General features: G+C 42.2%; 22 protein-coding genes and 1 riboswitch. Of the genes, 11 read left to right on the forward strand and 11 right to left on the reverse strand.

Annotated features, from left to right (window positions below; all coding sequences use genetic code 11):
• Positions 1 to 80: 80 nt before the first annotated feature.
• The 4 genes from FIS9605_RS0129215 (at position 81) to pirA (ending at position 4949) form a co-directional block, all read left to right on the forward strand.
• Positions 81 to 2384 (forward strand): sensor histidine kinase, encoded by a 2304-nt coding sequence (locus FIS9605_RS0129215; protein WP_026735739.1) that lies wholly within the window; start codon positions 81 to 83, stop codon positions 2382 to 2384.
• Complete coding sequence (locus FIS9605_RS0129220; RefSeq protein ID WP_026735740.1) at positions 2332 to 2778, forward strand: response regulator; 447 nt, start codon at positions 2332 to 2334, stop codon at positions 2776 to 2778. The genes FIS9605_RS0129215 and FIS9605_RS0129220 overlap by 53 nt, the downstream gene beginning before the upstream one ends.
• A gap of 218 nt (positions 2779 to 2996) precedes the next feature.
• Complete coding sequence (locus tag FIS9605_RS0129225; protein ID WP_026735741.1) at positions 2997 to 4172, forward strand: hybrid sensor histidine kinase/response regulator; 1176 nt, start codon at positions 2997 to 2999, stop codon at positions 4170 to 4172.
• Between the two features lie 175 nt (positions 4173 to 4347).
• Positions 4348 to 4496, forward strand: a riboswitch (Glutamine riboswitch).
• 45 nt (positions 4497 to 4541) lie between these two features.
• Entirely contained in the window at positions 4542 to 4949 is a 408-nt protein-coding gene (gene pirA / locus FIS9605_RS0129230) for an arginine synthesis PII-interacting regulator PirA (protein WP_026735742.1), read from the forward strand.
• Between the two features lie 52 nt (positions 4950 to 5001).
• Here the strand turns inward: pirA and FIS9605_RS0129235 are convergent, their stop codons facing one another.
• The 6 genes from FIS9605_RS0129235 to FIS9605_RS0129255 all read right to left on the reverse strand — a co-directional run bounded on the left by FIS9605_RS0129235 (position 5002) and on the right by FIS9605_RS0129255 (position 10436).
• Positions 5002 to 5652 carry an HAD-IA family hydrolase gene (locus FIS9605_RS0129235; RefSeq protein WP_026735743.1) on the reverse strand — a complete coding sequence of 217 codons (651 nt, stop codon included), beginning with the start codon at positions 5650 to 5652 and terminating at the stop codon, positions 5002 to 5004.
• Between the two features lie 116 nt (positions 5653 to 5768).
• On the reverse strand, positions 5769 to 6962 hold the full coding sequence (locus FIS9605_RS0129240) for an NAD(P)/FAD-dependent oxidoreductase (RefSeq protein ID WP_026735744.1): 1194 nt from the start codon (positions 6960 to 6962) through the stop codon (positions 5769 to 5771).
• A gap of 149 nt (positions 6963 to 7111) precedes the next feature.
• On the reverse strand, positions 7112 to 7411 hold the full coding sequence (locus FIS9605_RS0129245) for a ChaB family protein (RefSeq protein ID WP_026735745.1): 300 nt from the start codon (positions 7409 to 7411) through the stop codon (positions 7112 to 7114).
• A 188-nt stretch (positions 7412 to 7599) separates the two neighbouring features.
• On the reverse strand, positions 7600 to 8313 hold the full coding sequence (locus FIS9605_RS0129250; protein ID WP_231510496.1) for a DUF2834 domain-containing protein: 714 nt from the start codon (positions 8311 to 8313) through the stop codon (positions 7600 to 7602).
• A gap of 131 nt (positions 8314 to 8444) precedes the next feature.
• A complete protein-coding gene (locus tag FIS9605_RS46240; protein ID WP_269321078.1) occupies positions 8445 to 8579 on the reverse strand; it encodes a hypothetical protein in 135 nt (44 codons plus the stop codon).
• A gap of 435 nt (positions 8580 to 9014) precedes the next feature.
• The gene (locus FIS9605_RS0129255) at positions 9015 to 10436 is read right to left on the reverse strand and encodes a phospholipase D-like domain-containing protein (protein ID WP_026735747.1); all 1422 of its coding nucleotides are present in this window, start codon (positions 10434 to 10436) and stop codon (positions 9015 to 9017) included.
• Positions 10437 to 10604: 168 nt separating this feature from the next.
• Between FIS9605_RS0129255 and FIS9605_RS0129260 the strand changes: the two genes are divergently transcribed.
• Together FIS9605_RS0129260 and FIS9605_RS0129265 are read left to right on the forward strand one after the other, a co-directional pair.
• Positions 10605 to 11771, forward strand: a complete 1167-nt coding sequence (locus FIS9605_RS0129260) for a cysteine desulfurase family protein (protein WP_026735748.1) — start codon at positions 10605 to 10607, stop codon at positions 11769 to 11771.
• A gap of 66 nt (positions 11772 to 11837) precedes the next feature.
• On the forward strand, positions 11838 to 12575 hold the full coding sequence (locus FIS9605_RS0129265; protein ID WP_026735749.1) for a DUF1995 family protein: 738 nt from the start codon (positions 11838 to 11840) through the stop codon (positions 12573 to 12575).
• A 103-nt stretch (positions 12576 to 12678) separates the two neighbouring features.
• Here the strand turns inward: FIS9605_RS0129265 and FIS9605_RS0129270 are convergent, their stop codons facing one another.
• The gene (locus tag FIS9605_RS0129270; RefSeq protein ID WP_026735750.1) at positions 12679 to 13188 is read right to left on the reverse strand and encodes a pentapeptide repeat-containing protein; all 510 of its coding nucleotides are present in this window, start codon (positions 13186 to 13188) and stop codon (positions 12679 to 12681) included.
• A gap of 14 nt (positions 13189 to 13202) precedes the next feature.
• Between FIS9605_RS0129270 and FIS9605_RS0129275 the strand changes: the two genes are divergently transcribed.
• Complete coding sequence (locus tag FIS9605_RS0129275) at positions 13203 to 13739, forward strand: YraN family protein (protein WP_026735751.1); 537 nt, start codon at positions 13203 to 13205, stop codon at positions 13737 to 13739.
• 84 nt (positions 13740 to 13823) lie between these two features.
• Here the strand turns inward: FIS9605_RS0129275 and FIS9605_RS0129280 are convergent, their stop codons facing one another.
• Entirely contained in the window at positions 13824 to 14213 is a 390-nt protein-coding gene (locus tag FIS9605_RS0129280) for a hypothetical protein (protein ID WP_026735752.1), read from the reverse strand.
• A 259-nt stretch (positions 14214 to 14472) separates the two neighbouring features.
• Here FIS9605_RS0129280 and queA point away from each other — a divergent pair, with 259 nt between their 5' ends.
• The gene (gene queA / locus FIS9605_RS0129285) at positions 14473 to 15636 is read left to right on the forward strand and encodes a tRNA preQ1(34) S-adenosylmethionine ribosyltransferase-isomerase QueA (RefSeq protein ID WP_026735753.1); all 1164 of its coding nucleotides are present in this window, start codon (positions 14473 to 14475) and stop codon (positions 15634 to 15636) included.
• A gap of 89 nt (positions 15637 to 15725) precedes the next feature.
• On the opposite strand, the gene FIS9605_RS0129290 is transcribed toward queA, so the two are convergent.
• On the reverse strand, positions 15726 to 15932 hold the full coding sequence (locus FIS9605_RS0129290; RefSeq protein ID WP_026735754.1) for a hypothetical protein: 207 nt from the start codon (positions 15930 to 15932) through the stop codon (positions 15726 to 15728).
• A gap of 172 nt (positions 15933 to 16104) precedes the next feature.
• On the opposite strand from FIS9605_RS0129290, the gene FIS9605_RS0129295 reads away from it, so the two are divergent.
• A complete protein-coding gene (locus tag FIS9605_RS0129295) occupies positions 16105 to 17220 on the forward strand; it encodes a tetratricopeptide repeat protein (RefSeq protein WP_026735755.1) in 1116 nt (371 codons plus the stop codon).
• Positions 17221 to 17328: 108 nt separating this feature from the next.
• Here FIS9605_RS0129295 and FIS9605_RS0129300 read toward each other — a convergent pair whose 3' ends face one another.
• Positions 17329 to 18024, reverse strand: coding sequence for a potassium channel family protein (locus FIS9605_RS0129300; RefSeq protein ID WP_026735756.1), 696 nt, complete (start codon positions 18022 to 18024; stop codon positions 17329 to 17331).
• A gap of 176 nt (positions 18025 to 18200) precedes the next feature.
• Positions 18201 to 19535, reverse strand: coding sequence for a TrkH family potassium uptake protein (locus FIS9605_RS0129305; protein WP_026735757.1), 1335 nt, complete (start codon positions 19533 to 19535; stop codon positions 18201 to 18203).
• Between the two features lie 150 nt (positions 19536 to 19685).
• On the opposite strand from FIS9605_RS0129305, the gene FIS9605_RS0129310 reads away from it, so the two are divergent.
• Both FIS9605_RS0129310 and FIS9605_RS0129315 read left to right on the forward strand, forming a co-directional pair.
• Positions 19686 to 20531, forward strand: coding sequence for a methyltransferase domain-containing protein (locus FIS9605_RS0129310; protein WP_026735758.1), 846 nt, complete (start codon positions 19686 to 19688; stop codon positions 20529 to 20531).
• A gap of 102 nt (positions 20532 to 20633) precedes the next feature.
• Complete coding sequence (locus FIS9605_RS0129315; RefSeq protein WP_026735759.1) at positions 20634 to 21587, forward strand: homogentisate phytyltransferase; 954 nt, start codon at positions 20634 to 20636, stop codon at positions 21585 to 21587.
• Positions 21588 to 21634 lie beyond the last annotated feature (47 nt).

The raw sequence follows: 21634 nt of genomic DNA on the forward strand, positions 1-21634 counted from the left end.
TTAGTTTGCGAAACCCAATCGAGCAATTAAGCCGATCGCTACTGAATTTTTGACGATCCGCAAGGAATAGGAGGATCTCGATGGTAATGGATTTAGAATTACAAGGTATGAATTTGACGAGCTTAAAAGAACCATCGATTCATATCATTAGTCAAATTCAACCGCATGGAGTACTTTTGGTTCTAGAAGAGCCAGGATTAAAAATCTTGCAAGTCAGCAGTAATACATACGATGTTTTCGGAATTTCTCCCGAAGACATGCTGCAAAAAAAACTGGAAGACTTACTCGATCCATTCCAAATCGAGAGAATTGAAGCAGGACTGCTACAAGAAAGTCTAGATTTTATCAATCCCACCAAAATATGGGCGAGAGTCAAAGGTGATGAATATGTAGTGTTTGATGGGGTATTCCACCGCAATAGCGATGGATTTTTGATTTTGGAATTGGAGCCTGCGATCTCTCAGGAAAACATACCCTTTCTAAGTTTTTATCACTTAGCGAGAGCATCTATTAACAAACTAGAAGAAACAGCAAATCTTCGCGATTTCTGTCAAATTCTTGTGGAAGAAGTGCGAAAAGTCACTGGATTTGACAGAGTGATGCTGTATAAATTCGATGATGATGAGCATGGCTCAGTCATTGCTGAAGAAAAAGTAGAAAGCATGGAATCCTATCTGGGTTTACATTATCCAGAGTCAGATATTCCTAGACCAGCAAGAAAATTATTTGCTTCTAATTGGATCAGAATAATTCCAGATAGCCATGCCCAGCCTGTAGAAATCTTGCCTGCGATTAATCCAGTTAGCAAGCACCGCCTAGATTTAACTAATTCGATTCTCAGAAGCCCCTATCAGTGCCATATGGAATATTTGCACAATATGGGCGTTGGTGCTTCTTTGACTATTTCTTTGATTAAAGAAGGAAAACTTTGGGGACTCATTGCTTGCCATCATCAAACACCCAAATATGTTTCCTATGAGATGCGGAAAGCTTGCGAATTCTTGGGGCGAGTCATCTTTTCGGAACTTGCAGATCGAGAAGAAACTGAAGATTATGACTATCGCATGCGGCTGACATATATCCAATCAGCACTGGTTGAATATATGTCCCAGGAAGAAAACTTTATTGATGGTTTGGTTAAACATCAGCCAAATCTGCTCGATTTAACCGGTGCACAAGGTGCAGCAATTTGTTTTGGTGGCAATTACACCTTGATTGGCAATACTCCCAAAGAAGAAGACCTGAATTTTTTAGTCCAATGGCTAAAGACTAACGTTGATGAAGAAGTCTTCTACACAGATTCTCTGCCACGCCTTTATCCAGATGCACAACACTTTAAAAACGTTGCCAGTGGTTTGCTAGCTATTCCGATTTCCAAACGCAATTATGTGTTGTGGTTCCGACCGGAAGTGATTCAAACTGTCAATTGGGGTGGCGATCCGAATCAGGCGTTTGAACTTAATCAGTCTGATGGGAACATGCGCCTGTGTCCGCGTAAATCGTTTGAGTTGTGGAAACAAACGGTTAGCTTAACGTCTTTACCCTGGCGTTCTGTGGAAATCAAAGCCGCTGTAGAATTGCGGAAAGCAATTGTTAATATTGTGCTGCGCCAAGCCGATGAACTAGCACAGTTAGCACACGATTTAGAACTATCCAACGCGGAATTGAAGAAGTTTGCCTACGTCGCCTCCCATGACTTGCAAGAACCGTTGAATCAGGTAGCAAACTACGTACAACTGTTGGAGATGCGCTACACAGAAGAACTCGACGAAGATGCTAAGGAATTTATTAACTACGCCGTCGAGGGAGTCAGCTTGATGCAGACGCTGATTGATGACGTGCTGGCATACTCTAAGGTGGATGTGCAGGCGATTGAATTTGAATTGACGGGGGTAGACAAAGCTTTAGAACGTGCCCTTGGCAATTTGCGGAAACGCATTAGCGAAACCGGTGCTGTCATTACCCATGATGAGTTACCAACTGTGATGGCTGATGGCACTCAGTTGATGCAATTGTTCCAGAACTTGATTGGCAATGCGATCAAGTTCCGCAGCGACAAAACCCCAGAAATTCATATAGGTGCTTCTCGCTTAGAGGATGAGTGGCTATTCTCAGTCCGGGATAACGGTATTGGCATTGATCCACGGTTTAGCGATCGCATTTTCGTTATCTTTCAACGCCTGCACACGCGAGATGAATACCCAGGTAGCGGTATGGGTTTGGCCATCTGTAAAAAGATTATCGAGTGTCACCGGGGGCGCATCTGGGTAGAATCACAACTAGGGGAGGGTGCAACATTCTACTTTACAATTCCTGTGGGAGGACGCGAGCGTGAGCGTAGAAACGGACGAAAAGCACAAAACAATCTTCTTGGTCGAAGATAATAAAGCCGATATCCGTCTCATCCAAGAAGCCTTGAAAAATAGCTTAATACCACACCAGGTAATCACCGTTAGGGATGGTATGGATGCTATGGCTTATTTGCGCCAAGAGGGTGAGTACGCTGACGCACCGCGTCCTGACTTGATCCTCTTAGATTTAAACCTGCCCAAAAAAGACGGTAGAGAAGTTCTGGCGGAAATTAAAACCGACCCTAAGCTGAAACGCATTCCCGTAGTAGTGCTAACAACCTCACACAATGACGAAGACATTTTTCATAGCTACGACTTGCACGTGAATTGTTACATTACTAAATCCCGCAATCTCAGCCAACTATTTCAAATCGTCAAAGGAATAGAAGATTTTTGGCTGTCTACCGTCACTTTGCCAGTGGAATGAAGGGGAGATCGGGAATCCGAAAGGGACTAGGGACTGGTGACTGGGGACTGGGGACTAGGGACTAGGTAGGAGATGAGAAGAATCTTCTCCCAATACCCGGTACCCAATCACCAATCACCAATTCCCAATCCCCAATTCCCAATTCCCAATGCCCTATGCCAATCCCCAGTCCCCAATCCCCAGTCCCTAATCCCCAATCCCTATTCCCAAAGCAGACTATGATTGGAAGCTCAATCAAAATTTTATTGATTGAGGACAATCTGGCAGAAGCTAGATTGTTACAAGAGTTTCTTAAGCAAGCCAACAAGAGTGAATTTACTCTGGTTCACGTTAAGCGATTGAGAGACGCTTTGGTTTTACTCAGTAATTGTACGGGTATCAACTGTAGCTTTGATGCTATTTTATTGGATCTGACACTACCAGACAGTCAAGGATTGACTTCTCTAACGCCGTTGATGAGTCAAGCTCCGAGCGTACCGATTGTTGTATTAACTAATACTAATGATGATGAACTTGCCCTCGAAGCGGTGCGGCAGGGGGCGCAAGATTATCTTGTCAAGCGACAGGTGAACGTAGAAGTATTGGTTCGCTCTTTGAGATATGCGATCGAGCGCAAGCAAGCATTAGAAGCATTACGCGCAGTCAATCAGGCGTTAGAAATTCGGGTTGAAGAGAGAACGGCAGAGTTAGTCAAAGCCCAAGAACTCAACCAATTCAAATCCGAATTTGTCTCCATGTTCTCTCATGACATCCGCAACCCTTTGAATACTATCCTGCTGGCAGCGGGCTTGCTACAAAACAATGATGACAAATTACCCAAAGAGAAAAAGCTGACTCATTATCAGCTAATTCGTTCAGCTATCAAAAATGTGTCACAGTTATTAGATGAAGTTTCTCTATTGGGTAGAGTTGATTCAGGTAAACTTCAACGTGATTTTACTTTACTAGATTTAAAAGATTTCTGTTGCCAACTACTTGAAGAAGCTCAACTAGTTACAGCCGAGAAGCATATTAAGCTTGTATTCACAACTAGTGAGCAACTGGGTGAAGCATTGTGCGACGAAAATTTGTTGCGCCATATTTTAGGAAATTTACTCAGTAATGCTATTAAGTATTCATATCCGAATAGTAATGTTTATTTTGAACTATTATTTCAAAATCAAACCGTAATCTTCCGGATTCAAGATGAGGGTATAGGTATTCCCCAAGAAGACCAAAAGCAACTGTTTGAACCATTCCATCGTGCTAGCAATGTCGGTACAATTCCTGGCACCGGCTTAGGTTTAGCGATTGTTAAAAAGTGTCTAGAGACACATGGAGGAGAGATTACAGTTAATAGTGAAGTGGGAGTAGGTACAACCTTTACTGTTACACTGCCGTTGATTAAAGCTTAATGAAATTCTTGTGCTTACAATCAACGCCTTCGTAGATGTCAACATGTCAGCGATCGCCATATCACCCGTCTAAACTGGAAAGCTTGTGAATCCACAGTCACAGTGGTTATGATTAATTTTTTATGCTGTTTTCTTGACAAATCGAAAAAATTGTTACAATAAATACAGAAATAAAATCGTTCATCTCCTTAGCATGTGATGCCAAATTGCATTCACAGGCTTCACTTGTCATGCTCTGCGTAACGCAGTAAAGCGTAGATATTCCGCTTAGCATAACAATCAGCGAGGAGACGGAAGTAAGGAGACATCCTGAAGGAACGCGCCTCATTTAATTCCAACCTACAAAAAATTAAAAGCGAGGCGAAGCAAATGAAACTTACCTATCGCGGTGTTGATTATGAACACAATCCTCTCGCCGTGGAAATGACCCCAGGAGAAATTGGCGGCAAGTACCGTGGTGCGAGTTGGCAACGTTATTATCCCAGACACATTCCTGTACCTCAACCAGTAGCTGAGTTGAAGTATCGCGGAGTTTCCTATTGTATTGGCGATCCACTGGATGTGGAAGTGATGAGACAGCGGAAACAATACAGTGCTAATGCCACTGCGGCTACTCATGGTAGACGCGAACCATCTAGTCAGGATTTAGCCAATACTCATCTCGTCCATATTCGCCATAATCTAGAACACCGGCTGCAAGTAGCCAAAGAAAAGGGAGACCAAAACCTCATCCGCTTACTAGAAGATGAGGCTAGACAATTAATGGTTAGTGGATAGTAGATAGTAGTTAGTAGTTGTCATTTACAGACTACTAACCACTAACTACTAACTACTCACTACCACGATTAATCCAAATACCTCTTAATCCCGCTGCTTTTGCGGCTTGATAATCTTCTGCGATACTGTCTCCAATGTGCCACGCTGCCGCAGGTTCGCAGTTGTGTTTTTCTAAGGCAATGGCAAAAATTTGGGGATCGGGTTTGGCTGCGCCTGCTTGGGTAGAAATGGTGATGGAACTGAAAAAGTCTCTCAGTTCCAAAGCCTGCAACACTGAGTAGAGGCGGGAATCAAAATTCGACACTATCCCTAGTTCAATTCCCATCTTTTGCCACTTTGTCAAAGCTGGTATGACATCGTCATAGACAAACCACGGTTCGGCTGTACCAAAGTGGATATAGACTTCGCTAAAAAAAGCCGAAAAGTCATAAAATTGCTCAAAAACCCCTGCTTGTTTAAAAGTGTTGGAGGCTATTTGAAACCACCACTCAAACTCATACTGGGGAATATCTCGTTCTTGTACATCTGGGAACACAGGCGGTGGCGCGGCTTTAAAGCTTTGGAGAAACATTTCATTCAAAGTTTCGGCAGAAGTTGCGACGCCAAATTCCCGGGCGATTTGACTATAAACTTCACCCACACTACCTTTAACGCCGAAGATTGTGCCAACAGCATCTAAAAAAATAACTTTCGGTCGTTCCATCAACCTATGACTATATTTGGATTTTAGATTTTAGATTTTGGAAAAATAATCTATCAGGTGCAAAGCGCAATGTCTGATGACAAAACGCTAAGCACCTGAGTCTGGTGCACCATTTATTATTTTGATAATGTCTCTATAATAGGACGAGCTAGCCAGTTAAAACCAACTTTGAGTTTATGGTCTAAAGTTGGCATTCGATACAGATAGGCAAGACGACGAGCGAGGTAAGCCAAAGAACCCTCTAGTTTAATACCCAAACTAGTAAGGGTGGCGTTGTCTATCCCCAGTGTCATCATTTCGCCTAAGTATTGATAGCGGAAGGGAAGTAGAGGACGATGAGTCAGAGTTGCCCAGATGTTCCAAGCTGCATAGTCAGCTTGTTGGAAAGCTGCCTGGGCTGTGGCGGGAACTTGCTGTCCTTCGACATCGCGACAATCTGCCAAATCTCCCAAGGCAAAAATTTCTGGATGGTCAAGGACTTGGAGAGTCGGTGTGGTAGTGATTTGACCGCGCTGATTTTGCTTGAAAGGAAGATTTCGGACTACAGGCGCAACTCTCGTTCCTACTGTCCAAATTACTAAATCTACAGGGATGGTATCTACTTGACCTTTATATTCCAGGGAAATGGTATCTTGGGCGATCGCAACTACCTTGGTTTCTAAGTCAATAAATATACCTCGTTCTTCCAAAGCCTTCGTAGCTGCTTCGCGGTTAAACTCTGGGGAGGTTCGTAAAATTTGGTCAGTTACTTCAATTAACCGAAAGCGTCCTCTTTGCCCTAGTCTGTCTGCTAGTTTACACGCTAACTCTACACCGCTGTAACCAGCGCCAACAATCGCCACTCGAATTTTATCTGTATCGGATTCTTCCAATACTCGCAAGCGTTCTTCCAAGCGATATGCATCCGCAATTGTACGGAAAGTATAGGCGTGAGATGCCGCTCCTGACACCATGTCTAGTGGTGTTTCGCCACCCAGTGCTAACACCAAGCGGTCGTAGCCGATTTCCGGGCCATCCTGTAAGTGTACCCGTCGCTGGTTTATATCAATTCCTGACACAGTAGCTTGATAAAAACGCACACCTGTGTCTTGTAACAGTTCTTCAAAAGGAGGGGCAATTTCCCAGGTTTGTAGTTCGCCAGTCAGTAGTTCGTAGAGGAGAGGAGAAAAAAGAAAGCGATCGCTGTGATCTACCAGAACTATTTCAGGTTTTGGCAACGCTTCCCAAGGTAACTGGCTTAACCGCAGGGCAGTGTAGAGACCACCAAAGCCTCCACCCAGAATACAGATTCTTGCTGTTTGTTCGGTCATTTGTCTAATGGGCAGTCAATCCCAGTAGGGAACTTATATCAGTGTAATGATTTCTTTCGGTCTATTGCCATCAACCATTCTCAAATAAGCAAAAGGCGGTTTATGATTTGCACAAACCACCTTCAATTTAATATTTAAGTAAAAAAGACTTAATTACCACCGGTAGTGATAGCTTTGAAATGTTGGGCGGTAACTTCACCCTTGGCGTACCATTTTCCGTCTTCACCTTTCTCGAATTGGTTCCTGACACTATTCCAAGCAACTTGACGGGCACCCTCTTCACTCATACCATTGCTTTGGGCAGCTTTGAAGGCAGCAGCGTAAATTTGTTGAGCTGGTCGAGGTAGTTCTCCTCTGATTTCTTCTGGTAATCCTTCGACGTTTTTATTTTTGCTTTCTTCTGGTGCTTGCTCTACGTTGTTATTTCTGATTTCTTCTGATGATTGCATAAATTCACTCCGATGATTTAATCTCGAACTAGTATTGAGTTCATCGTAAAAACTCAAAGACTCGGTCTCCTCTTTCTGCAAGCATAGATATTATTCAACCTTGGGTAGAAATTTGATCCTGTTAAGCAGCTAAATTTTTAGGAGAATATTTATAAAATTTCCTCAGGAAAATTATGCCGATTTATTAATTATTTTGTAGGCGTTTCTGTTAAACTTGGACGCAGGCAGAGGTAAAGTAATGGAGCAAACAAAGGCAATAACGCCACTATCCAAAAAATATGAACATCTTTAATACCTCTTCGTGCCATATCATCATCAAATAAAGAGGTGATGGGAAATATCAGGCACATCAAACAAAAGTCTATACTAATAAGATGTACAAAGTGTATGGTTTGAAATTGGCGAATATAATCTTCCCAATCTCCAGCTAGGACTGCGTAAAATAGTAAACCAATAGTAAGGATTAAAAGAAAAACTCCTGTTGAACGTCGGTCAAAAAATTCTAGCCACTTATCTTTTTTACCAAAGAATTCTTGATTGGATTTTCGGAAAATTAAGTAAGGTAAAAGGCAGATTACTCCCGTGAAATTTGAACCGATAAAATACGGCCAAGCGCGAAAGTTTTGCATTCTGCCATCAGCAAACATCAGACATCCGTAAATCATCGGCCAGACACCCATCAGCCAAAAGATTACTGGGATAATGGCATTCAGTTTATCGTATTGGAATGTCAACAGTTTCCAAGCTAAGGGCCATGTATCGGCTTGATCCAGGGGAGCTAACCATATAGTGTAAGCGGAAAATCCCAGCCAGATTACCGAGAGGAAGATTTTTCTAGCAGGTATAGGACTCGCAAAGGTGCGATCGCGATTCAACGATTCATGACTGTGATTGTGAAACATAGACTAATTGCTTCCTTGCACTTAGTTTTGAAACGCAGAGGTTCGCAAAGGAAAACGCAGAGGGACGCAGAGTTTTGGTAAAGAGATTTCGCGCGAACTTATGCAATTGAGTTCACCCGTATCAATGAAAGTCAATGGTAGGTTGCAGAAGTAGTGCGATCGCCCCCACAATCACGAATGATAATGTTACCCAAAATAAAACAATATTTAGCCTCATAGCGTTTCCATACCTTGTCGAGTTTGTGAACTAAAAATTGCGAAATCATCTGACATAGAGTGTTAGTTCTCAGGCTGCTATCTAGTTACAAAAAGCCTATGCCCGCAACCACTAGGTTTTCTGGGTATTGGAAATTTTATAAACTTCCAGTTTCCGAAAATCTACTCTAATCAGATGCTATAAAGACAAAAGAGCAATGATCGTCTTTCTTTAGAAAGGTTTGTTCAAAACCTCGGGTAGAAGCTTAAATAGGTATAGAGTGAGTAGCCCTTTCAACAAGGTGGATGAAAAATATGCTTTCATTGCCTGGCTTTTCCTGATTCGACTTGGTGTCTTTGTGTCTTGGTGGTTCAAGAAAATTTATTTTCACCACATAGACGCACAGCGGCTTCCCGCAGGGTAGACACCAAGACACGAAGAAAATTTATTGATTATCTGTAAAATAAATTCCCGAGTGTCTAAAGACGCAAAATTTTGTGTTTGGTTAAACTCGCTCTTGCTGAGGACACTGTTTTTCCTGTGTTTTAATTTTTTGTTGAATTTTTGTTGGGATGCCTAGTTTAGCATTAGTAAAAAGTCGTTCAAATTCACGCTGATAGTGAGTAGCAACAATGGGATTTTCAATGACTAAAAGTGTTTCGTCGTTGCCTTTATTTGCTGCTTCTGTCCAATTGTGAGAACCTGTAATTACTGTTTTACTATCAATAATACCGAATTTATGGTGCAATAAATCGCCTTTTGGTAATAAAGGTACACCTACAGTAGTAATAGGATTTTTCCATTGATGATTACCTTTTTTATATTTACATTTTTGATTGAGAGTTATTCCCATCATATCTAATGCTTCACTATAAGGGCGATAAGCAAAATCTGGCTCAATTAAAGCGCGAATTTTCACATTGGCATTATGGCGTAACTCCAGAATATTTGCCAAACGCTGTTCGGAAAATACAAACAGTGCCATATCAATGGAATTGCTGGCTAAATTTAAAGTTTTTTCAATCAAACCATTACTGCTTTGACTCCAGGGTTTAGTAGGAGAGGTTGGTGAAAAATTCAAGGTGATTTTGTTATCGCCTAATTTAATTGTTTGGGGATTTCGCAACGGTTTTTGCAAACCAAATTTACTGTCTGCCTGACTACCTAGTCCATCACCCCACATGATGTTAAATTCTTTTGTAAACATATTTGCTAATTCGGGGCTGTCAATTTTTAACAAATTGTTGGCATTACCCAGACTGCTGGAGTTACTAAAATCCCCGTGTACATCGCTCATAGTGAAGTTTGCAGAAGTGACTATCAAAAAACGATTGTCCACAATTACAAACTTATGATGCATCAAACTGCTACCCTTAGAGCCATCGGCTGTGTCATCAATTAAAGGTATTCTGGCATTACCTAAAATTACCAATGCATCTCTTTGATTAATTTCTTCTGGGCTAAGTTTACCGTCTTGATTAATATCTGCAAATCGCCGAAAATCCTGATAGCGTTCTTGTTTCCTTTTCTCCAATTTATTAACTTTATTATGTGTAAAATTACTCCAAGGTAGACTATACTGATTTTCTAAAATTACTCTTACCTTTACGCCTGCTTTTTGTCTATCTACTAATGCTTGCGCTATTTTGGGTAAACGTAATTCTTGCACTGCTACATCGACTGTGGATTGAGCTTGAGAAATTGTATCAACAATCAATTTTTCTAAGTTGTCACCCTGACGAGTTTGCTGACGATAAGGTTCTAGATATTGGGAAGATTCGGAATGGTTAAAGTAAACTTCCACAAATGGATCTTGGGGCAGTGGTTCTAGACGCTTATTCTTAGACTGGCCTCGTTGACAGGCAGTGAGAGTTAGTATTACTACAAAGATAAAAGAAAAACGCCATTGGGTAGAGAAAAAATACACGGTATTCAGATAAAAGTGTATTGTAATGAACACTTTTATGATTCCCAAAGCATGAGGTTATTAAACGTATAGGGAAGCGAAAATACAAGATTGTAAAAATTTGGGAAATTAACTGTATAAGCTGAAAGTAGAAGCAGCCCGTGCGAAGGTGTTTTTACTGGAGAATCTATGCAAGTTTATCTAGATTACAGCGCTACTACTCCGACTCGAAAAGAAGCGATCGCAGCAATGCAAGCAGTCCTCACTCAACAGTGGGGCAATCCCTCCAGCTTGCATGAGTGGGGACAACGGGCAGCAACAGTAGTGGAACAAGCCAGAATGCAGGTAGCTGGTTTAATTAATGCACCTGCTGAATCTATCATTTTTACTTCTGGGGGTACGGAAGCAGACAATTTGGCGATTATGGGTGTTGCCCGGTTATATACCAAACCGCAACATATAATTATTTCCAGCATTGAGCATTCAGCTGTTGCCGAACCTGCACGCTTGCTAGAACAATGGGGTTGGGAAGTGACTCGCCTAAGGGTGGATAGTAAAGGTAGAGTTAATCCTCTAGATTTAAAGGCGGCGTTGCAAGATAACACTGTCTTAGTGTCAGTAATTTACGGACAAAGTGAAGTTGGCACAGTGCAACCCATTGCCGAACTGGGAAACATTGCTCGCAACGCTGGTGTACTTTTCCACACAGACGCAGTGCAGGTGGCGGGACGCTTGCCTATAAACTTGCAAAGTTTACCTGTAGATTTGCTGAGTCTGTCCAGTCACAAAATTTACGGTTCTCAAGGTGCAGGGGCGCTATACGTGCGTCCGGGTGTAGAATTGGTTCCCCTCCTGGGTGGTGGAGGACAAGAAAAGCGGTTGCGTTCCGGTACGCAAGCAGTACCTGCGATCGCTGGTTTTGGTGTAGCAGCAGAATTGGCAGGGCAAGAGATGGCGACAGAGACGCCCAGATTGATGCAGTTACGCGATCGCCTGTTTTCCCAATTAGCCGATATCCCGGGTTTAATACCTACAGGCGATTTGATTCACCGCCTGCCTCACCATGTCAGCTTCTGTTTAGAACACGCCGATGGTGAAAAACTCAGTGGTAAAACTCTGGTGCGGGAGTTGAACCGTGCTGGTATTGGTATCAGTGCTGGTGCAGCTTGTAATAGCGGTAAACTCAGCCCCAGTCCGATTTTGCTAGCAATGGGCTACTCCGACAAAGCAGCTTTGGCAGGAGTTCGCATGACACTGGGGCGAGACACCACAGAAGCAGATATAGATTGGGTAGCAATGGTATTCAAGCAGATTTTGCAGCGACTATCACCTGTAGAATTGGTTGTTAGTCATTAGTCATTGGTCATTTGTCATTTGTTTAGTTGTTAATTACTAACAATCCAAAATCCAAAATTTTTTAATATGCCTGAACTACCAAATTCTCTAGAAGATGCGATCGCCCAAGCCCAAGTCGCTACACAAGCTGCCCTAGCGGATGGGTATACTAAACTACAAGTTGAGTTACTCTTTCCAGAACTCAAACTAATGCCAGTCGCCCAGCAATTTCTGCCCATATTTGAACAATACAGCGATAAACTGAAGGTTCTGTTTCCTGATGCGGGTAGTGCCGGTCTTGCTCGTCGCGATTGGACAGATGTACCATTTAAAATTACCGATATAGGTACTGGCAGGGCTGCTTCTATCCAGTCAAAAATTCAGCCAGAAGATGAAATTTTCTTGTTTATTGCTCCAACTTCACCAGAATTGCCGCAGTTAGAAAAAATCTGTGAAGAAATAGGCGATCGCCCCTTTGTAATGTTAAATCCCTTTCTGGAAGATGCCGGAAAGATAGGCATTGGCTATGCTGCTAGGCAAACCCGCATTCGTTTTTTTAATACAATTGAAGCTTGTTACTACCTCCGTCCCGTCTATGAAGGGGTAGCCCTATTCCGCTGCTATCCTGGAATGTGGGAAATTTGGGTAGAAAATGGCGGTGAATATCAAAAAATTGTGGAGTTACCGCAAAAACCATCTGGTGATGACTTGGATCTGATTCTCGCGAAGGGACAAGCGTCAACATCCACAGAAGAAGCCGTACCCGTGAAAAAGCCGAGTGTGTTCAGGGGTTTGCAAAGATTCATCCAGGCGTTGAAAAATTAATTGATTTACATAACTTGGTGTCTTGGTGTCTTGGTGGTTAATAAAATTTATTTTTGAACCACTAAGACACAAAGACACAAAGAAAACTCTATCTTGCTAGAGATTAGGGACACATTAAAGTATCGCGAGTGTGCCGCCCTGTCACCGGATTAGTGCCTTTAGCTACTTTACACAATTTCTCCAACGTATCTTCACGCAGATAAGTGTCAGTAAAATCTGCGCCATCAATAATTGCCCCATCAAACATGGTGCTGGTAGTAAACGCACCTTCTAATATCGCATTCGTCAAATTCGCTTTGGTCATCCTAGCTGATTCTAAATCGGCATAGCTTAAGTCAGCTCCGGTAAAATCTACCGAGGCTAAGTTTGCCGAAAAGAATCTGACTCCACGTAAGTTGGATTCACTGAATTTGCTATTGCGGAGATTAGCATGATCGAAACTGGAATCTGTCAAGTCTTGTTTGGAAAAATCAGCTTCAATCAGGGTTCGGTTGTTATAGTTGATTGCTACAGCGCTTTGCGGGAAAGCTAAAGCAGCTGTGATGGCAATCACTGTCAAAAGCAATACACTGAGTATGCTTGTTCTAATCCGATCGCTTAACCTTGAACTCATCGTAATTTTAGCCAATGGCAAACCATCCTCCATATAATAATTATCCCGATATCGGTAACACAGGAGAAGATCTAGTAGCACAATGGTTAAAATCTCAGGGTTGGGTAATTCTCCATCGGCGTTGGCGGTGTCGGTGGGGAGAGATTGATATTATTGCCCAGGATGGAGGAGTAGCAAAAAATGGGGTGATGGGGAGGTTGGGAGATGGGGAGAATTCAAATCTCACACCTTCTCCGATACTGGCGTTTGTGGAGGTGAAAACGCGCAGTCCTAGTAATTGGGATGCAGGGGGAAGAAACGCGATCGCCCTACAAAAGCAAGTGAAACTCTGGCGTGCAGCACAGATGTTTTTAGTTAAACACCCCCAAATGGCAGATTATCCTTGCCGATTTGATGTTGCTATAGTTAGCTGTCAGCAAATCTCAACACAATTTACTGCGGTTAAAGTAATTGAAAAAAGTCTAGCTGATTATTCTACAGCGGCATATAGATTAACACTACAAGAATATATTCCTGCTGCTTTTGAGTTAGCTAATGATAATGGCGAATAGCTAATGGCTAATGACAATTAGCTATCACCAATTACCATTTATCAATCATTCATTTTTATTTAGTAGCGTTAAAAATGAACTATATCATGCTAAAGTTTCTGGACAGTAACCTAATCCCCTCACAAATTGTTGGCGAAATGCTTCTATTTCCTCTCTTTCTGGGCTACCATGAGAGACAATAGCTACTTGATAGCGGCGCATAACGTCGACAGGACACTGTCCCGCCTCTAAGCTCCAAAGTGCCATTTGCACTCGCATTGGCGGTTCGTAGCTAATCCCTAATTCATTCAAGAAAGCCCTAATGTCACCATCTTCTTGGGGTGATACCTGATTTCTCAGTTTGACCCTAACCACCCAACCATCAATTTGATGAATTACGGTGACGAAGGAAACAGGTATTTGGGGTTTGGCGTGTAAGTATTGAACAACCCTCAGAGTGAGACTGGCATTTGCCAGATAATACAAGTATTCCATCTTGGTGCTTGGGATCAAAGCCAATCCTACATTTCTATTTATATTATTGGTTGATTGAGTACAAAACCCGCTAGGGTAAAAGCCCCCGTTTTTAGATGGGGAGGTTTACCCAATTTTTATATAGGTGCTTAAGTGGTGGTTCAGTGGTACTTAATAGTATCTATCTTAAAGTCCAGGGATCAATTTCGCTGGCAATCCTTTAGAGTTCTTTTAGAAAGCACAACTCTAACCAGCTTGTTTAAGAAAGTCTAAATTGTAGATGCAACAAGAAATAACAAAAGCTAATTACAATTCAACTTCTAGCCAGACAACAGAAAACTTGGAATTAGACTGTTCGTTAGCTGGTTATGATTATGAGTTACCGACCGAACTAATTGCTCAGAATCCGGCTATTCCCAGAGATAGTTCAAGACTGTTGGTCGTAAATTCTCCGGATGTGGGTAAAGAAACTGCACCCTTACATTATATTTTCCGTGATTTACCGGAAATCCTCCGAACGGGAGATTTATTGGTAATGAATAATACGCGAGTGATTCCGGCACGGCTATACGGTCAAAAATCAACTGGGGCAGAGGTAGAAGTGTTGCTGTTGGAGGAACGACAGCATAATTGTTGGTTAGCCTTAGTGAAGCCGGGGAAACGCTTTAAGCACGGTTCAAAGATTGTTTTTGCAGCGAAGCTTGCGGAGAGTGGGGAAAATTTCTCCCCCTCCTCTAACTTGACTGCAACCGTCCTAGAAACCGACGCTGCAACAGGGGGGCGGTTGCTGCAATTTGATCTGCCAGAGGGAATGTCTTTGCTGCAAGTGTTAGATGTGTTTGGTGAAGTACCTCTGCCACCTTACATCACGGCAACTAATGCCCAGAGCGAACAGTATCAAACAGTTTACGCTCAAACTCCCGGAGCAGTCGCTGCTCCCACCGCTGGGCTACACTTTACTCCAGAATTGCTGGAACGATTGCGACAAAAAGGCATTAATCAGGCTTTTGTGACATTGCACGTGGGCGTGGGCACATTTCGCCCTGTGGAAGTAGAAGATGTAACTACTCACAAGATGCATGAAGAATGGATTGAAGTACCTGAAGCAACTGTAGAGCAAATTCGTGCTACTCAAGCAGCTGGGGGGCGAATTATTGCTGTGGGTACAACGGTAGTTCGTGCTTTAGAAGGGGCAGCAATTCAAGGAGAGTTACAACCATTTTGCGGCAAGACCGATTTATTTATTTATCCGGGTTATAAATGGCGGGTGGTGGAGGGTTTGATTACTAATTTTCACTTACCGCGATCGAGTTTGTTGATGCTGGTGAGTGCTTTAATTGGTAGGGAGCGATTGTTAAATATTTATCAGGAAGCTGTAGCTTCTCGATATCGCTTCTATTCTTTTGGTGATGCAATGCTGATTTTGCCGGAAGCTAGAGGCTAGTACCGCTACCTTGGAATGATCTGGGCGGGCAGGATGCCCACCCCACAAGAATCATCGCTTGATTATGCAACGACTGATTTTGGACATACTCAATTTTTTGTGTAATTTTTCCAGGTTTGGGCTATTATTTGAGCGTCTTTGCCAAAAAAACTCTCCTTGTCGCCATTACTCCAAGTAATGACACAGGCCTCTTGCAAGGACATATTCAGATGAACTTTCCGAAAGCGAATTTGGCGAGCATAAGCCAAATTCATCCAGCCTTTTGTGGGTGTTTGACAAAGAATGTGTTGTGTCATGATTGCTAACTCGACAAATTAACCAGTCACCTATGTGATGACTAACGCCAGGCGTAATTTCTCATCTCTAACCTCCAGCCTCGAAAATTAAATATGTAACAGTTGAATTTTCACCGGCATACTGGGTATTCTGACTTTATGAGCATCTAGCAATCAGTGCAGGTCGCCAATCATGTCTCAAACATATCAAGTTTGTCAGTGGATTTCCGGTATACGCAAGGCTGTGTTATTCTGCTCCTCTGCGGTTTTGGTGTTAGTGGCACCAACAATAACTGAATTACCAGGAAGCAAGCTGCTGGCACAAAGTGTTGTTTCTCAGGATTTAGATGCAGCCAGCTTTTTTCAGCAGGGGGTGATGCGCTATCACCGCAAAGATTTACAGGGTGCAGAATCTGCATTTCGCCAAGCCTTGCAGATAGATCCCAAAATTGCTCCCGCACGCAATTACTTGGGCAGTATTATGTTGCAGCAAAACCGCTTGGACGCAGCAGCACAGGAGTATACAGAGGCGATTAGGCTGAATCCCAATTTTGGCGAGTCTTATTATAATTTGGGCTTGGCTTTGCACAAACAAGGACAAGCCGAAGCCGCAATTACCGCTTACCGCCAAGCTTTGATTATCAACCCAGTAATAGCGGATGCCCAGTATAATTTGGGTTTGGTTTTGTATGAAAAAGGACATTCTGATGAGGCGATCGCAGCTTATCAGCAAGCAATTAATTTAGATGGCAACAATGCCAATGCTTATTTTAATTTAGCGATCGCCCTGCAAGAGCAAGGAAAATTAGAAGAAGCGATCGCAGCCTATCGCCAAGCTTTAAAGATAAATCCTGACAATGCTGTGGCTTACAATAACATGGGTAGTCTTCAGGCTCTGCAAGGTCAAACATCTGAAGCTATTGCCACTTATCAAGCAGCTATTAGCCGCATTCCCAAAAATGCAGAAGCTTATTACAACTTGGGAGTAGCTTTGTACAATCAAGGCGAGTTTAAAAAAGCTAGCGGTGCTTTTAAACGTGCGCGTAACCAGTACCGCGAACAAGGTAACATCCAGCAAGCTGACAAAGTTGAACAATTAATGCAGCAAGTTGCCCAGATGCAAGAACCAAAGCAACCTCAAGTCAGTCAAGCTTCTACTCCCTCTCAAGTTGAAACAGAGACTCCTGATGAGCCTGTTTCGGTTGAACAACAAGAGAAACCGAGGCAATCAGATACTCCTACCCAGGAGCAAGTTAACCCCGAAGAGGTGCCTTTCTCCTGGAAACCAGTACCCGCGGCTTTGCAGTAGAGTTAGTAGTTAGTAGATAGTAGTTAGTAGGTAGTAGGTAGTAAGTAGAATCGATTGTTAGTTATTGGTTTTTTCCCACTAACCACTAACCACTAACCACTAACCAATTTAAATCGGCAAACGATTAATATCCTTGTTACAGCCGATAACTACAATTGCTGAACCGCGTTCAAGACGTTGGTTGGGATAGGGATTAATTTGAAATTTTCCATCATGGCTTACCGCTAGTAAATTCAAGCCATAGCGGTTACGAAGTTGTAGTTCGGCAATCGTTTTGCCGTGAAATTCATCAGGAACAATTAACTCTACAATACTGTGATCTGGGTCAAGGTCAAATCTTTCTAAGATCGATGGTTTAGTGAGCGATCGCGCCAGCGCACATCCTGCTTCAAACTCAGGAAACACAACATAATCTGCCCCTACTCGCTGTAATAGCTTGCGGTGAACTTCACTAGAAGCTTTTGCCACTACATGAGGTACACCTCCCTCCTTGACATTCAGAGTAGTAATGATACTTTCCTGAATGTAATTTCCAATTGCGATAATGACGGTATCAAATTCAAAAATTCCTGCTTCTTTGAGTGCGGCAGGTTCTGTTGAGTCTATTTGCAAAGCATGACCGACTATTTGCTCAGTCAATGCTTCGTATACTCGCTTTTCATCAATATCTGTTCCTAACACTTGATATCCTAACTTGTGGAGTGTTGAACAGACAGCTCGACCAAAACGACCTAAACCGATCACGGCAAATTGATGATTGTCTTTACGCAGACTGCGAAGAAACGATAGTGATGACAGATTCACAGTTGTTACCTTTGTTGTTTCTCCCTGATTAAGGGCAAAACTTCGGTTCTACCGAAGAAATAAAAAAGTGTATTTTTACCTGATATTTCATATGTTATCAGTCATGAGTCATTAGTCATTGGTCACTTGTTGATTTTTCTACTAACTACTAATCACCAACAACCAACAATCAACAACTATCCCACAAGTAAGTTTTCTTCTGGATAGTGAACTCTGCTAGGGCGTGGATCTCCTAAGATAGCTGACATCAGCAATAACACACCCACCCTGCCTATATACATCGTGACAATTAATATCAACTTTGCTGCTATGGAAACACTACCGGTAATGCCAGTAGAAAGTCCCACGGTAGCAAAGGCTGACACTACTTCAAATAATATTTGAATAAAGTCTAATTCTGGATCTGTTAAAGTAATTAAAATTGTAGAGATAATAACTGTTGCGACAGAACCAATCAATACGCCAACAGCTTTTAAAACTAAAGATAATGCTATTTTTCGTTCATATAATAAAACTTCTTCTTTGCCTTGAAGAATTGCTTTAGTGCAGCTGGTAAGTACTCTCAAAGTTGTAGTTTTGATACCGCCTCCAGTACCTCCTGGGCTTGCACCAATAAACATAAATGCAATTGTAATAAATAGACCTGCTGTTGTCATTTGACCAATATCAATAGTATTAAAGCCAGCAGTTCTGGGAGTAACAGACTGAAACCAAGCAACTAATAATTTATCAAATAAACCCAAATCTCCAAACGTTTTAGAGTTTCGTAACTCTACCAAGAAAAATGCAATGGTTCCCAAAACTAACAGCACAAGTGTTGTACTAGTTGCAACTTTAAAATCTAGGGATAAAACTATATTTTCAGTTTTTTTCTGCAAGCGATCGCGTATCATCATATAGGTTTCTAAAATTACCTGATAACCAATACCTCCAAAAATAATTAATCCTGTAACGGTGAAAACAACTAAAGGCGAAGACTGATAACCAATTAAGCTATCTTTAAACAAGCTAAAACCAGCATTATTCCAAGCGTTAACACTATGAAAAATTGCTAACCACAGTCCTTTATCCCAACCATGATCTGGGACAAAAGCTGGCAATAGTAAAAATATTCCAGTGATTTCAAAAATTAACGTTGTGGCAATGATTGAGCGAATAATTTGAGTGCTACCACTCATCCCCGGACGATCTAAAGCTTGTTGAATGGCGATTTTTTGCCGTAAATCAAATTTACGCCCAATCAGCAGAATCAAAAAGGTTGTAGTTGTCATGTAACCCAACCCGCCAATCTGCGCCAACAGCATAATCCACAACTCACCCCAGAAGGAAAAATAAGTACCTGGATCAACTACAGATAAACCCGTGACACAAACTGCGGAAGTCGAAGTGAACAGGGCTACGATTGGGTCATTCCACGTACCGCTACTGGTAGAAAAAGGCATCATTAGTAGGATAGTTCCTACTGTGATAACTGCCAGAAATCCCAAGCAAATTGTTCGAGCAACAGTCATATTTTAGGTAAAAAAATAAACAACGCCAGGGATTTTGGACAGGATTGTGACTCCCTGGCAGCAAAAATACCCTAATCTAATTAAAAACACACATGGTAGCCTACGAGTATGTGTTTTTAAATTCTGCCTTGTCTTAACACCGCTTTGTTCATGAGCGCAACTCTTTACAAACAAATTCAGCAATTTTACGATGCTTCCTCCGGTTTGTGGGAGGAAGTATGGGGTGAACACATGCACCACGGTTACTATGGTGCAGATGGTACAGAAAAAAAAGACCGTCGGCAGGCACAAATTGACTTAATTGAAGAAGTCCTCCAATGGGCAGATGTACAGCAAGCTGAAAACGTCCTGGATGTGGGTTGTGGAATTGGTGGTAGTTCCCTTTACTTAGCAGAAAAATTTCATGCTAGGGCAACGGGTATTACTCTTAGTCCCGTGCAAGCTGCTAGAGCAAGGGAACGGGCTGAGGAATTGGGTTTAAGTACCAGAACTAATTTTCAGGTGGCAGATGCTCAAGAAATGTCTTTTGCCGAGAATTCTTTTGACTTGGTTTGGTCACTCGAAAGTGGCGAACATATGCCGGATAAAGTCAAGTTTATGCAAGAGTGCTACAGGGTGCTAAAACCAGGCGGAACTTTGGTTATGGTGACTTGGTGTCATCGCCCTACAGATGAGTCACCACTGACGGATAATGAGCAGCAGCACTTGGCGAAGATTTATCGAGTGTATTGTTTGCCGTATGTGATTTCTTTGCCGGAGTATGAAGCGATCGTCCATCAACTCGGATTACAAAATATCCGCACCGCTGATTGGTCAAAAGCGGTAGCACCATTTTGGAATGTGGTGATTGATTCGGCGCTGACTCCAAGGGCGATTTTTGGATTACTGCGATCGGGTTGGAGTACGATTATTGGGGCGCTGTCTTTGGGATTGATGCGTCGTGGCTATGAGCGTGGGTTAATTCGGTTTGGACTGTTGTGTGGAAAGAAATGTTAATGGTTAGTGGTTAGTCGTTAGTGGTTAGTGGTCAAAAGCTAACTACTATCTACTAATTACTACCACCTACTAACTAGTAACTACTATCTACTAACAAATACTATGACTGAAATTTCACAGCCAGGTTTTCGAGATAGTTGGCTTTACGCTTTGTGGAAATTCTCTCGCCCACATACAATTATTGGCACGAGTTTAAGTGTGTTGGGTTTGTATTTAATAGCAGTTGCTGTTGGTAATCCTAATTCTTCCCCATTTTCGATTCCCCCATCCCTATTTCCTCCTTTGGCAGCATGGATTGCTTGTTTGTGTGGCAATGTTTATATTGTGGGGTTAAATCAACTAGAAGATGTGGCGATTGACAAGATTAATAAGCCGCATTTACCGCTAGCTTCTGGTGAGTTTTCCCAGCGGACAGGAAAATTTATAGTAGCAGTCACTGGCATTTTAGCGCTAGTTTTGGCTTGGCTCAGCGGTCAGTTTTTGTTCGGAATGGTGACGATTAGTTTAGGAATTGGCACAGCTTATTCTTTGCCGCCAATTCGCTTAAAACGGTTTCCTTTTTGGGCGGCATTGTGTATTTTTTCGGTGCGGGGGGCAATTGTTAATTTAGGGTTATTTTTACACTTTAGTTGGGTACTGGAACAAAATAATTTTATTCCACCTATTCCTGTAGCGGTTTGGGTGCTGACGGTGTTTATTTTGGTGTTTACGTTTGCGATCGCTATTTTTAAAGATATCCCCGACATGGAGGGCGATCTGCAATACAATATCAAGACTTTCACTATCCAACTCGGCAAGCAGGCGGTGTTTAATCTTGCCCTTTGGGTATTAACTGTGTGTTACCTGGGAATGATTCTAGTTGGCTTGCTACGTCTAGCTGAAGTGAATGCTGTATTTTTGGTGATTACTCATCTAGCCGCGCTGGGTGCGATCTGGTGGCGGAGTCGAAAAGTAGATATGCAAGAAAAAAGTGCGATCGCCCGTTTTTATCAATTCATTTGGAAGCTGTTTTTTATCGAGTATCTAATCTTTCCTATCGCTTGTCTTTTGGCTTAAACAGATTCAATTGCTTATGAATCTGTGTGTATCTGTGGTTCTTCATT

The organism is Fischerella sp. PCC 9605 (assembly GCF_000517105.1).
Classification (GTDB): domain Bacteria; phylum Cyanobacteriota; class Cyanobacteriia; order Cyanobacteriales; family Nostocaceae; genus PCC9605.